Origin of the sequence: Kribbella sp. C-35, assembly GCF_046549195.1 — a bacterium.
Classification (GTDB): Bacteria; Actinomycetota; Actinomycetes; order Propionibacteriales; family Kribbellaceae; genus Kribbella.
Genome location: NZ_JAJPWG010000009.1, coordinates 152,176 through 163,893 on the forward strand (window position 1 = coordinate 152,176; position 11,718 = coordinate 163,893).

The window sequence follows — 11,718 nt, forward strand, 5'->3', positions numbered from 1 at the left end:
CGGGTGAGCGGTGGTAGGAGTGTGTTGTTCTCGGTCGCGGCCGACAGTTACGAGTTGGCTGTGCGGGAGATCCGGGGCGAGTTCGGGCGGGATGTGCGGGTCCAGCGGGTCGGCGCGGAGCTGGGGCGAGTGGACGGGCCCCCAGGGCTCACCGTGGAGGCGTTGGCGGCGGCGTGTGATGCGGGGCGGATCATGTTCGTCCGGCATCTGACGGTGGAGATCGCGAGCTTCGAGGAGTTGCCGCCGGAGTACGAGCTGGCCGAGGTGGTGCTGGGCGAGCTACCCGAGTACCCGAAGGCGCTCGCCGTACAGGCCTGGACGGATGCGGCCGGCACCGGCGGGTCGTACTACCACCGCCTGGAGGAGGCCCTGGCCGGCCGTGGGGTGGCCGTCACGCGCTCCGGGCAGGAGTACGTCGTCTCGTGCTTCGCGGGGCGGAAGGCGGTGCTGCTGGGGCTGAACCGGCTCGCGGACAGCCTGTCGGACTGGCCCGGCGGGCGGATGCGGCTGGCTCGGGGTGACGAGCGGGTGTCGCGGTCCGAGTTCAAGCTGGAGGAGGCGATCGCGACCTTCGGGCTGGAGCTGCCTGCCGGTGGGAAAGCGGTCGACCTCGGCGCCTCACCGGGCGGGTGGACGCGGATCCTGCGGGAGCACGGGCAGGAGGTGTGGTCGGTCGATCCGGGTTCGCTGGATCCGCGGCTGCGCGGTGATCGGCGCATCCATCACGAGGCGACGACGGCGGGCCGGTTCTTCGCCGCGAACCGGGTCCGCTTCGACGTGGCGGTGAACGACATGCGGATGGACCAGGTGACGAGCGCCCGGATGATGCTGGACGCGGCGGCGCACCTGCGGCGCGGCGGTCTCGCGATCGTGACGCTGAAGGGCGGCGGCCGGAACCCGCTGGACGGCGCCCGCCGCGGTATCGAGGTCCTCCGCGAGCGGTACGACGTACTGCACGCCCGGCAACTGCACCACAACCGGAACGAGATCACGGTCGTGGGAAGGAGACACGAACAGGCGCCCGGGGTGTGACCCGGGCGCCTGTTCGAAAGGCCCTACACGGAGTGAAAGCTGAGATCAGCCGACGACGCGCTGGACCTTGCCGGCCTTGATGCAGGAGGTGCACACCTTCATCTTGGTGGGCGTGCCCTTGATGATGGCGCGGACCGGCTGGATGTTGGGGTTGAAGCGGCGAGGCGTACGAGCCTTGACCCGCCGGATCATCGCGCCCTTACCCAGGCGGGCAACGCTGTTGCCGAACGTCGGCTGCTTGCCGCAGACATCGCACTTCTTAGACATGATTCTCCGTGTTCAGGGTCGTGACACCGACAGACCATGTTACATGCGTGTCAGCGCCCCACCAATTCGGCTTCAGGACGTGAGGTAGGCCACTTCGTCCTCGGTCAACGACACCGAAAGCCCCGGTGTCGAGGTGCGGGTTTCGCTGATGTGCCGCGGTCCGATCAGCGGAAAGACAGGATACGGCTGGTGCAGCAGCCACGCCAAAGCGATCGCGGTCGGCTCGACTCCCTTGGCCTTCGCCAGCTCTCGCGCCCGGTCCAGCCGGCGGAAGTTCTCGTCGGAGTAGAAGCAGCGCACCAGCTCCTGATCCGACGTGTCCTCCGGCTTGGCCCGTCCGGTGAAGAACCCGCGCGCCTGGCTCGACCACGGGAACAGCGAGACCTGCCGCTCACGCAGCCACTTCTGCGACTCGTCGTCGGCCACGTGCCGGCATCCGGCCCACGGTACGTCGTACGCCCGCGCGAGGCTGAGGTGGTTGCTGAGCAGCGTGAACGGCTGCTTGCTGTTCGCCTCGGCGTACGCGTTGGCCTCGTCGAAGCGCGCGGTGGACCAGTTCGAGCCGCCGAACGCCTTGATCCGCCCGGCCTTGAAGTGCTCGTCGAGGACGTCGACGAACTCCGAGACCGGGATGTCCTCGTTGTCGCGGTGCATGAAGTACAGGTCGACGTGGTCGGTCTGCAGCCGCTCGAGGCTCTCGTGCAGCTGCCGGGTGAGCGATTCGGGGTCGCAGTACGGCGTGTGCGCGCCCTTGCCGATCACCACGACGTCGTCCCGGTTGCCGCGCGACGTCATCCACTGCCCGAGCAGCTTCTCGCCGCGCCCGCCGCCGTAGATGTACGCCGTGTCGAACGTCGTACCGCCGCGCTCGACGAAGTCGTCGAACACGACCGCGGCCTTCGGCAACGTCTGCTGGTTGTCGACGCCCATGACGAGCCGGGAGACCTGCTTGTCGACGCCCGGCACCTTGCCGTACGTCATCGGGGCGTCGTCGCGCCGGGTGAGCGGCCGTCCGGTCGCGGTCGGGATGATCGCGTCGTCCCGCTCGCTCGCGTACTGCTGCCCGATCGCGGCACGCCACTGGTCCTGGACGGTGAGGTTCGCGAGAGTGTCGGCCCAGGTCATCTCCGGCGCCTGCTTGGCCCCGGACTGGATCGCCGCCTGCACTGCCTCGGCTTCCGCCGTGTAGATCAGCGCCGGCTCCGCGGAGATGTCCCGCGGCTCCTCCCCCACCCGGTGCAGGGTGACGTGGGTCGGCTTGCCGTCGCCGCCGAACCACGGGTCCTCGACGACGACGTATCCCTCGCTGCCGAAGATCCGGACCTGGTTCTGGTCGGCGAGCCGTACGCCGGTGCTGACCTGAGCGGTGACGCCGCCGTCGAAGAACAGCGTCGCCACCGTCCACTCGTCGGCGCCGGTCTCGCCCACGTGGCCCACCGCGCTGACGGCGGCCGGGTCGGCGTACGGCTGTCCGATGGCCGCGCCGGCGATCAGGCGGGCCATCGACACCGGGTACCCGCCGACGTCGAGGATGCCGCCGCCGGCCAGGTCGTCGGCGAAGATCCGGCTCTCCGGCCGGTACCCGGCGGCGAACGCGAACGTGGCCTGGATCTGGTGGACGGTGCCGATCTCGCCGTCACGGACCAGCTGAGCGATCAGCTTGGTCTGCGGCAGGCACCGGTACATGTACGCCTCCATCAGGAAGACGTCATTGCGTACGGCGGCCTCGATCATCGCCTCGGCCCACGCGCGGTTGATCGCGAGCGGCTTCTCGCACAGCACGTGCTTACCGGCCTCGGCCGCCTTGATCGCCCACTCGACGTGCATCGGGTGCGGCGTGGCGATGTAGACGGCGTCGACAGTGCTGTCGGCGAGCAGGTCGTCGTACGAACCGTGCCGGCTGGCGATGTCCCACTTGTCGGCGAAGGCGTTCGCCGACTCGAGGGACCGGCTGCCGACGGCGACGACCTCGTTGGTCTTGGACGTCGGCACCTGGCTGGCGAACCGGGAAGCGATGTTGCCGGTGCCGATGATGCCCCAGCGGAGCTTGTGGTCAGTCAAAAGAGATCCCGTGTCTGGTTTGTCGGTTGGGTCAGAACTTCATGGCGCCTGCCGCGAGATCGGCGATGAACGAGCGGGCGCCGATCAGGAAGACGCCGATCAGAGGGATGACGCTCATCAGCGCACCGGCCATCACCATCGAGTAGTCGGTGCCGTAGATGCCGTTCAGCTGGTCGAGAGCGACCTGGAGGGTGAGGCGGTTCGGGTCGGTCATCACGATCAACGGCCAGAGGTAGTCGTTCCAGACGTTGATGAACGTGAAGATACCGAGGAAGGCCAGACCGGGCCGGAGCACCGGCAGGCCGACGGTGAGGTACTGCCGGAAGAATCCGGCGCCGTCGACCTTGGCGGCCGAGATGAGTTCGTCGGGGATGGCGCCCTTGGCGTACTGGCGCATCCAGAAGATCCCGAACGCGTTCGCCGCGCCCGGGATGATGAGGGCCTTCAGCGACCCGATCCAGCCGAACTCGGCGAGCGTCACGAACTGCGGCACCAGCGACAGCTGGGCCGGGATCATGAAGGTCGCGAGCAGCAGGCCGAACAGCAGGTTCCGGCCGGGGAACTCGTACTTCGCGAACGCGAACGCGGCCAGCGAGTCGAAGAACAGCACCAGGACCGTGACGCCGAGGGAAGCGATCAGCGTGAGCAGCATCGAGCCGAAGAAGTCGATGTTGTCGAGCACCTTGCCCATGTTCTCGAACAGGTGCGAGCCGATCAACAGCTTCGGCGGGTAGCTGAAGATGTCCGGGGTGGTGTTGGAGGCCATCACCACCATCCAGTAGAACGGGAACAGCGAGACCAGCACGCCGAACATCAGCACGATGTGACCGACGGCGGTGCGAATGCGCTCAACGGACATCTGCGGCCTCCCTCTTGGCATTCTGGGCTGCGATCCTGCGTTCCACTCGCCGAGCGGCGCGTCGGGTCAGTCGTTCGTCGTCGTTTCCGCCGATCAGCCGCCAGTTGATGATGCTGAACAGCACGATCAGGATGAACAGGGCCCAGCCGATCGCGGCGCCGTACCCGAACTGGTTCTTGATGAACGCGCTCTGGTACAGGTACGAGACGATGGTCAGGCCGGCGTCGCCGGGGCCGCCGATGTTGGAGGTGTCGCCGAACAGCACCCGGGACTCGGTGAAGATCTGCAGTCCGCCGATCGTCGAGGTGACCGCGGTGAACAGGATGACCGGCCGCATCATCGGGACGGTGATCCGCCAGAACGTCTGCCGCGGGCTCGCACCGTCGACCTTGGCGGCCTCGTACACGTCGGCGGAGATCGCCTGCAGGCCGGCCAGGTAGATGATCGCGTTGTAGCCGACCCAGCGCCAGGTGACGATGGTGGCGATCGCGATCTTGATCCCCCACGGCGAGGTCAGCCATTGCACCTCGCCGACGCCGATCGAGCGCAGGAACGCGTTCAGCAGGCCGAAGTTGTTGCTGAAGATCGAGCCGAACACCAGGGTGATCGCGACCACCGAGGTGACGTTCGGGATGAAGTACGCGATCCGGTAGAAGGTGCGCAGCCGGGTCGCGTTGTGCAGGGCGTTGGCGATCACCAGCGCCAGCAGCAGCATCGGGACCGTCGAGAGCACCCAGATGATCATCGTGTTGCTGATGGTCTTCCAGAACGTGGCATCGGTGAGCAGGTAGTTGTACTGCTCCAGGCCGACCCACTTCATCTGCCCGATGCCGTCCCAGGAGTGGAACGAGATCCAGATCGAGAACAGCACCGGGAACGCGCCGAAGATCGCGAAGAGGATGAAGAACGGCGAGACAGCGGCGTACTGCGGGAATGCCTGCTTGTACTTGTTCGGCGGCTTCTCCGCGGTGGTGGACGGCCTGGTGATTGCGGCCGGGGCAGTCTTGCTGGTGACAGCCATCTCAGATCGCCCCCGCTCGGGTGAGTTCGCGTTCGATCTGGTGCTGGGCGTCGGCCCAGGCCTGATCCGGGTCCTTGCCGGACGCCTCGACGTTCACGAGCTCGGCGCCGATCGGCGTGTCGATGATGGTGTCGTACGGCGAGAAGTAGGCGCCCGGGTACTTCTTGGCGGACTCCGCGAACACGTCGACGATCTTCTGGCCGCCGAAGAACGGATCCGGCGCGGACAGCTTCGGATCGGTGTAGGAGTCCGGTGTGGACGGGAACAGGACCGGGTCGAGGAACGCCTGGGCCTGGTTCTTCGCCGACTCCAGCCAGCTGATGAACGCGAACGCCGCCTTCGGGTTCTTGCAGTACTTCGTGATCGCCAGGAAGGACCCGCCCTTGTTGCCGGCGCCACCAGGAGCCGCCGTGACCCGCCAGAGTCCCTTCGTCTTCGGCGCGGCGTTCTTCGGCCCGAGCTGGGCCCACCAGACGGCCCCGTTGAACGCGACGAGCTGGCCGTTGGTGACGACCGCGTTCTTGTCGGTCGAGTTCTGCGCGTTGGCCGAGAGACCTTCCTTGACCACCCGGACGGCGAGATCGAACGACTGCCGCACGTGGTCCTGATCGCCGAGGTACTGCCCGTCCGGCGTCATGTAGCGCTTCGACTGCTGCGCCATCCGGTAGCCGTAGATGCTGGTGATGTTGTCGGTGATCGCGGAGCCGGGCACGGCCTGCTTGAGCTTCTTGCCGAGCGTGATGTAGGCATCCCAGTCCGGCGCGATCCCCGCGACCGCGGCCGGATCGATGTCGACGCCGGCCTTCTGGAAGATGTCGGTCCGGTAGAAGAGCGCGGTCGGCCCGGTGTCCATCGGGTACGCCATCATCTTGCCCGCCGGCGTGATGCCCCACTTCCACTTCCAGGGCAGGAAGTCCTTCTCGAGTTCCTTCGCGCCGAGCTCGTTGAGATCGTAGAACTGGTCGGCGTTCGGGAAGTACGTCGCGACGTCGTCGTTGATCGCGACGATGTCCGGGACGAGGGACTTGCCGGCCAGGGCGGTCAGCACCTTGGTCTTGTAGTTGGAGCCGATTCGGGTCATCGCCAGCTTCATGCCGTCGTACCCCGGAATCGCCTTCTCCGCCTGGCCGATCAGGTCGTCGTTGACGGACCCGACCCAGGTCCACATGCTGAGCTCGTTCGAGCCGCCCAGCGAGCTGCGGGATCCGCAGCCGGTGAGACCCGCGGCGGCTATGGCGGAGCCGGCCGCGAGGAAGTGCCTTCTGCTCAAGGTCATAGCCTCACCTGGCGCTTTCTGTTGGATTTCGCCGGAAGGTGTCCAGATATGTTTACGTAGCCATTAGGTAAGCGCATACCGACTGAACCGGTCAAGCCTCCGATGACAAGATTGGGTTCCATGAGTCCCAGCGCAGTCCTCTTCGATGCCGACGGGGTCGTCCAGCGACCCGACCGCGACTGGTGGTCCCAGCTGACCTCGCTCGTGCCGTCCGACGGCGACGCGTTCGTCGCGGACCTGATGGCGGCCGAGAAGCCGGCGCTGGTCGGGAAAGTCGACTTCCGGGACGCGCTGGCCGACGTACTGCGGCGCTGGAACTCGCCGGCGTCCGTCGACGAGGCGCTCGAGCCGTGGAGCTGGTTCGTCGCGGAGCCCGAGGTGATCGCGCTCATCCAGTCGCTGCGGTCGGCCGGCGTCGGGTGTCACCTGGCGACCAACCAGCAGGGGTACCGGCGGGCGATCATGCAGGACGAGCGCGGGTACGGCGCATGGTTCGACCGGACGTTCTACTCGTGCGACCTCGGGCTGGCCAAGCCGGATCCGGCGTACTTCCGGGCGATCCTCGGCGCGTTGAATCTGCCTGCCTCGTCGGTGCTGTTCATCGACGACAACGTGGCCAACGTGGAGGGCGCTCTGAGCGTCGGACTGCGCGCCGAGGTGTACGACCTGTCGGCCGGCGTACCGGCGCTGATTGAGCTGTTTCGGCGTCATGACCTGCCTGAGGTCTTGTGATGACGTGAAGGCTGTGACATCGTCGCCGGGCAGATGACAACGTAGGACAGTCGACCAGCCGCTCACTGGAGGCTCCACATGTCCGATCGCTCCCGCCGTACGCTCTCCCGCCGTAGTGCGCTGGGGCTCACCGCCGGTCTGGGGCTCGCCGCGACCGTCTCGCCGTCCCTGGCGTTCGGCGCTGCGACCGCTCCGTCGGCGTACCCCAAAGGCCAGCGGCCGCGGGTGCTGAACGTCTTCGACGAGAACTCGCTGAGCCTGCCCGAGCGGACGCTGGCGACGACGCTGCAGGGCCTGATGGCGCGGGGCGGCAGCGAGTCGCTGTACCTGAACCTGCCGACGCTCGGGTACCAGCACTGGCTGGACGACCTGGTCTCGCGGTACGGCGTCCGGACGCGTCCCGGAGACCTGTGGAAAACCGTCAGGCGGTCCGGCGTTCCCGGATATGTTCTCTTCCGTACAGGCACCCCGTCGGTCAACGTCGCGACCACGCTCGCCGGCGTGACGGGTGCTGTGGCGATCGAGGAAAGCTTGGAGGCACTCGCGATCCGGAACGGATTGCGCAAGGTCCTGGACGTGCGGGACAAGGACGACCGCTGGGTGTTCGAGACGTACTGGCCCCGGCTGCGGCACGACGTCGTGGTCGAGCAGCGCGCCGACATCCCGGAGCGGCTCCGGGACTACGTCACGATGGCGGGGACGTTCGCCTTCTTCGACGGCAACTCGGAGTTCCGCGCCGACGTGGTCGACGCGCTGGACGACGACGCCACAGTCATCGGCTGGGGCGACGCCTCGGCGGGCGAGGACGCCTTCATCGGCGTGAACTCGGCCACCGGCGTGAAAGCCCTGCCCGCCGACCACGCCCGCAACCTGTCGGTGCTGTCAGGCATCTCCGAAGACCGCCTGACGCAGCACGTCCCGGCGCAAGCTCCGACCCCGGACCCCGACGCGCATTACGTCACCTTCCTGATCACGGATGGCGACAACATTCAGTGGGCTCTTGGTGACTTCCCCACCGATCCGCGGTGGTTCGGGAGTCCGCGCCGGGGTGAGGTCGACCTCGGGTGGGGTATCTCGCCGTCGCTGATCGATCTCGCGCCGTCCGTCATGCGCTGGTTCTACGACCAGTCGCGGAAGGACCGCTGGGTGGTCGGCCCGTCCGGCGGCGGCTACATGTACCCGAGCCGCTACCCCGCCGCCGCGCTGGAGAAGCACACCGCGTCCCTCGCCCGGGCCATGGGGCGGGCCGATCTGTCGGTCGCGCAGATCATCGACTTCGACGCGTTCAAGAACACCCGGCTGTGGTCGTCGTACCTCAAGCGTCCCGAGATCGACGGCCTGATCTACCTCGAGTACTCGAGGTACGACAGCCTGAAGGGCAAGGTCGTCTGGTCCGAGGGCAAGCCCGTCATCTCGGCCCGCACCATGCTCTGGGACGGCCTCGACGGCGCCGACGAGGCCTCCGTCACCTCTGAACTGAACACCGCAACCCGCAATCCCTTCTCGACGGCGGGCTACTCAGTCGTCGTCTGGCACGCCTGGAGCAAGTCCGTCGACAACGTCCTCACCGTCGTCGACGGTCTCGCCCCACACGTCAGAGTCATCCCACCCGACACCCTGGTCCGCATGCTCGCCAAGCACGCCAAACCGTAGCCGCAGTCGCGCGGGCGCCCAGCTCGGCGATCGCCCCACCGCCCGCCTCTCCGGCCCTCCCGGCGTCCGCCACCCCGCGCTCCCGTCGTTCGTCTGCTGAAGACGACCGCCAGGCCATCACAATTGCCCCGACCAGCCCGCTCCAGCGTGCTCGGCCCCGCCGGCCAGAGATTGTGATGGCCTGGAGATCCAGGGCGGGTGCGTGGGTGAGAGCGTGCGTACGGCGGGTGGGCGGGCGGTCGCGAGTGCTGGCCCGTGTCCACCACGACAACCCGCCTTCGCCCGGGTTGGTTGGTGACGACTGCTAGGTGCGCGGGACCTTGAGTTTGTCCCAGGTCTGCTTGCCGGGGATGCCGTCGGCGTCGGAGCCTGGCTGGGCTACCGATCCCTGGAAGCCGAGTTTCTTCTGCCAGGCGGAGTAGGACTTGAGGTCGCCGGTGCCCCAGACGTCCTTGTTCGTCTGGGTTTCGTACTTGTTGCAGCCAACAGCCACGAGCCGGTCGTGCATCGCGGCGATGATCGGGCTCCGGCGGCCCATCGCGAAGAACGACTTGCCGGGGAACGTCACGAACCCGGTGCGCGGCCCGGTCGAGTGGACGTACGACGGCCGCCCGTAGCCGGCGATCGTGGCGGCCATCCGCGTGTGCCGGCCGCACTTGTTGCTGTAGTTGCCCTCGATCGTGTAGACCTTCGAGCCGCTGACCCCGGTGACGAGTCCCACGTGGTCGATCCGCGCCTTGATGTCGGTGCCGTCCCAGTCGAAGAAGACGATGTCACCGCGCCGGATCCCCGCGACGTCCACGTGCCACTGACTGTGGTTCTTGAACGCCTTCGCGTGGGCTGTGGTCAGCGCGAAGTCGCCGCCGAACGTCACCGCACCCTGGTTGTCCGAGTTCCAGGCCCAGAACGTGATCGACGCGTCGCACCACGCGAAGTTGCCCGCGAACGCCGGGCCGTTGCGGTCGCGGTACCACTTCTGGATCTTGTTCGGCTCGCCGAGCCCGAGGTCGAGTTCGGCGGTGTGGATCATGTCCTCGAGGCCGCTCATGATCCGGCCCCGCCGGTGTACGTCGGCTCCGGGTCGGCGGCCTGCGTCCGGCCGTACTCACCGTCCTCGGCGGGTCCGAACTCGGCCTCCAGCTCTGCCGCCTCGTTGTCGATGTCATGGTCGAAGCTCGGTTCGACGAGCAACTTGGCCTGATCTTCCTGCGACATGTCGTCCGGCAACTTGTCCAGTTCCTCGAGCGACGGCCGCTCGTTGTCGGTCATGGCAATGCCTCCCCCTCACCACGATGAAAGCCCCCAGCCCTGATCTCCTCATCATGCTCCGGCCCGTGGGGTTCGACTACAGCTCGCGGAAATACACCGCCACCGGCAATTTCACGCATCCGATGGATTCGTAGAACGCCCGCGCCGGCGCGTGAAAGTCATCGCCGCCGGTGCCGATCTCGACGTACTCCGCTCCCTCGGCTCGCATCGCCGCGAACGCGTGCTCACAGAGCGCAGTGGCGATGCTGGAGCGGCGGTGCTCGCGCGCGACCGCCAAGATCTCGACCGTGGCCTGACCGCGAGCGGGGTCGAGATGCCAGGCGACGTACCCGGCAGGTACGTCGTCGGCGACGGCAACGGCGACGTACTTGTGCACGGCCGGATCGTGCAACCCGGCGACCTGGTTGCGGTAGTCGCCGCGCCAGTCGCCGTGCTGGCGGGTGAAGATCAGGTCGCCGACCAGCGGCCGGAACGATTCCTCGTAGAACGGCCCGAACGTGTCGATGGTGAGGTCGATCAGCCGGGCCAGGTCAGCGTCGACGTACGTACGAATGTGCATGGAGCGTGCCTCTCGCGAGTGAAGGAGAAATCCGGGCAGGCGTGACCGGCCCACCGCACAACGCGCAGGCGGCAGTCGGCCGGGATCAGCGCCGGGTACGCCCGGCGGCGAAGCACTCCATGTCCGCGATGCTAGCGAGCGACCGGCGGTACGGCGACCGGAATCGTGTGGATCTGCCCGGTCCGCGGGCCGCTGGTGAGGCGGCCGAGGTTGTCGGCGATGCTGTCGTCCATCCGCCATTCCGCGGTCAGGATGCACAGCGTCGGGCCGTCGAAGTCGACCAGGCCGAGCGCGAACGGCGCCCGGTTCTCGGGTACGTCGACACGCTCGAGGATCTCGCCACCCGCCGCGACGCGGACCACGCCCTCGCCCCAGGTCTGGCACCAGATCGCTCCCTCGGCGTCGAGGCAGATACCGTCCGGGCCGAGGTTCTCGGCGTACACGCGGCGGTTCGACAACCCGCCGTCCGGCTCGACGTCGAACGCGGTCAGCCGCCCGGCGAACGACTCGGCGATCACCAGCGTCCGGCCGTCCGGTGTCAGCACCATCCCGTTCGGGAACTGGATATCGTCGGCGACCTGGCGGACCTGGCCGTCGGGTGTGACCAGCTTGATCCAGCCGGGTTTCGGCTCCTCGCCGCCGGCGAAGTCGAAGTCCGCGCCGTTCAGATAGATGTTGCCCTGGGCATCCACGACCATCTCGTTCGCGCCCTGCTCGGCGAGCACGGTGATCGAGCCGTCGGGCTCGTACCGGCGCAGTTTGTCGCCGGTGGTCAGCATCCGGCCGTCCGGGAGCCAGTCGACGGACCAGCCCATCAAGCGTTCGACCGGCGCCTCGAATGTCTCCGTCGTGCCGTCGGCGTCGACAGCGATGATCTGCTGCTCGATCCAGTGGCAGAACCACAACCGGCCGTCGTGCCAGCGTGCTCCTTCGGGAAAGGCCAGGCCGTCCAGCAGAAGCTTCATCACGTCACCTCGTTCGTCGTTTTC

At 67.4% G+C, this 11,718-nt stretch carries 12 protein-coding genes; 3 read left to right on the forward strand and 9 right to left on the reverse strand.

Annotated elements, in window-relative coordinates; translation table 11 throughout:
* Positions 1-3 precede the first annotated feature (3 nt).
* Positions 4-1,032: an SAM-dependent methyltransferase gene (locus tag ACLJOO_RS41685; RefSeq protein WP_410793791.1), complete on the forward strand. Its 1,029-nt coding sequence runs from the start codon at positions 4-6 to the stop codon at positions 1,030-1,032.
* Positions 1,033-1,077: 45 nt separating this feature from the next.
* Here the strand turns inward: ACLJOO_RS41685 and rpmB are convergent, their stop codons facing one another.
* The 5 genes from rpmB to ACLJOO_RS41710 all read right to left on the reverse strand — a co-directional run bounded on the left by rpmB (position 1,078) and on the right by ACLJOO_RS41710 (position 6,516).
* On the reverse strand, positions 1,078-1,299 hold the full coding sequence (rpmB, locus tag ACLJOO_RS41690) for a 50S ribosomal protein L28 (RefSeq protein WP_130387610.1): 222 nt from the start codon (positions 1,297-1,299) through the stop codon (positions 1,078-1,080).
* A 72-nt stretch (positions 1,300-1,371) separates the two neighbouring features.
* Positions 1,372-3,360, reverse strand: a complete 1,989-nt coding sequence (locus ACLJOO_RS41695) for an aldo/keto reductase (protein WP_410793793.1) — start codon at positions 3,358-3,360, stop codon at positions 1,372-1,374.
* Positions 3,361-3,391: 31 nt separating this feature from the next.
* On the reverse strand, positions 3,392-4,219 hold the full coding sequence (locus tag ACLJOO_RS41700) for a carbohydrate ABC transporter permease (protein ID WP_131498669.1): 828 nt from the start codon (positions 4,217-4,219) through the stop codon (positions 3,392-3,394).
* Entirely contained in the window at positions 4,209-5,240 is a 1,032-nt protein-coding gene (locus ACLJOO_RS41705) for a carbohydrate ABC transporter permease (RefSeq protein WP_410793796.1), read from the reverse strand. Before ACLJOO_RS41705 ends, ACLJOO_RS41700 begins: the two co-directional genes overlap by 11 nt.
* Before the next feature lies 1 nt (position 5,241).
* Positions 5,242-6,516, reverse strand: a complete 1,275-nt coding sequence (locus ACLJOO_RS41710) for an ABC transporter substrate-binding protein (protein ID WP_410793798.1) — start codon at positions 6,514-6,516, stop codon at positions 5,242-5,244.
* 120 nt (positions 6,517-6,636) lie between these two features.
* Here ACLJOO_RS41710 and ACLJOO_RS41715 point away from each other — a divergent pair, with 120 nt between their 5' ends.
* Together ACLJOO_RS41715 and ACLJOO_RS41720 are read left to right on the forward strand one after the other, a co-directional pair.
* A complete protein-coding gene (locus tag ACLJOO_RS41715; RefSeq protein WP_410793800.1) occupies positions 6,637-7,248 on the forward strand; it encodes an HAD family hydrolase in 612 nt (203 codons plus the stop codon).
* Positions 7,249-7,326: 78 nt separating this feature from the next.
* Positions 7,327-8,901, forward strand: coding sequence for a GxGYxYP domain-containing protein (locus ACLJOO_RS41720; protein ID WP_410793802.1), 1,575 nt, complete (start codon positions 7,327-7,329; stop codon positions 8,899-8,901).
* Positions 8,902-9,205: 304 nt separating this feature from the next.
* On the opposite strand, the gene ACLJOO_RS41725 is transcribed toward ACLJOO_RS41720, so the two are convergent.
* From ACLJOO_RS41725 to ACLJOO_RS41740, 4 genes are all read right to left on the reverse strand, one after another.
* The gene (locus ACLJOO_RS41725; protein ID WP_410793804.1) at positions 9,206-9,949 is read right to left on the reverse strand and encodes a peptidoglycan-binding protein; all 744 of its coding nucleotides are present in this window, start codon (positions 9,947-9,949) and stop codon (positions 9,206-9,208) included.
* Positions 9,946-10,170 (reverse strand): hypothetical protein, encoded by a 225-nt coding sequence (locus ACLJOO_RS41730; protein ID WP_410793806.1) that lies wholly within the window; start codon positions 10,168-10,170, stop codon positions 9,946-9,948. Before ACLJOO_RS41730 ends, ACLJOO_RS41725 begins: the two co-directional genes overlap by 4 nt.
* Before the next feature lie 76 nt (positions 10,171-10,246).
* Positions 10,247-10,729 carry a GNAT family N-acetyltransferase gene (locus tag ACLJOO_RS41735; protein WP_410793808.1) on the reverse strand — a complete coding sequence of 161 codons (483 nt, stop codon included), beginning with the start codon at positions 10,727-10,729 and terminating at the stop codon, positions 10,247-10,249.
* Between the two features lie 131 nt (positions 10,730-10,860).
* A complete protein-coding gene (locus ACLJOO_RS41740; RefSeq protein WP_410793810.1) occupies positions 10,861-11,694 on the reverse strand; it encodes an SMP-30/gluconolactonase/LRE family protein in 834 nt (277 codons plus the stop codon).
* Positions 11,695-11,718 lie beyond the last annotated feature (24 nt).

What these genes read in the sequence shown, in the direction of transcription:
- rpmB (WP_130387610.1), bottom strand. Translation starts at nt 1,299, where the DNA reads ATGTCTAAGAAGTGCGATGTCTGCGGCAAGCAGCCGACGTTCGGCAAC.
- ACLJOO_RS41700 (WP_131498669.1), bottom strand. Translation starts at nt 4,219, where the DNA reads ATGTCCGTTGAGCGCATTCGCACCGCCGTCGGTCACATCGTGCTGATG.
- ACLJOO_RS41705 (WP_410793796.1), bottom strand. Translation starts at nt 5,240, where the DNA reads ATGGCTGTCACCAGCAAGACTGCCCCGGCCGCAATCACCAGGCCGTCC.
- ACLJOO_RS41710 (WP_410793798.1), bottom strand. Translation starts at nt 6,516, where the DNA reads ATGACCTTGAGCAGAAGGCACTTCCTCGCGGCCGGCTCCGCCATAGCC.
- ACLJOO_RS41715 (WP_410793800.1), top strand. Translation starts at nt 6,637, where the DNA reads ATGAGTCCCAGCGCAGTCCTCTTCGATGCCGACGGGGTCGTCCAGCGA.
- ACLJOO_RS41720 (WP_410793802.1), top strand. Translation starts at nt 7,327, where the DNA reads ATGTCCGATCGCTCCCGCCGTACGCTCTCCCGCCGTAGTGCGCTGGGG.
- ACLJOO_RS41725 (WP_410793804.1), bottom strand. Translation starts at nt 9,949, where the DNA reads ATGAGCGGCCTCGAGGACATGATCCACACCGCCGAACTCGACCTCGGG.
- ACLJOO_RS41730 (WP_410793806.1), bottom strand. Translation starts at nt 10,170, where the DNA reads ATGACCGACAACGAGCGGCCGTCGCTCGAGGAACTGGACAAGTTGCCG.
- ACLJOO_RS41735 (WP_410793808.1), bottom strand. Translation starts at nt 10,729, where the DNA reads ATGCACATTCGTACGTACGTCGACGCTGACCTGGCCCGGCTGATCGAC.
- ACLJOO_RS41740 (WP_410793810.1), bottom strand. Translation starts at nt 11,694, where the DNA reads ATGAAGCTTCTGCTGGACGGCCTGGCCTTTCCCGAAGGAGCACGCTGG.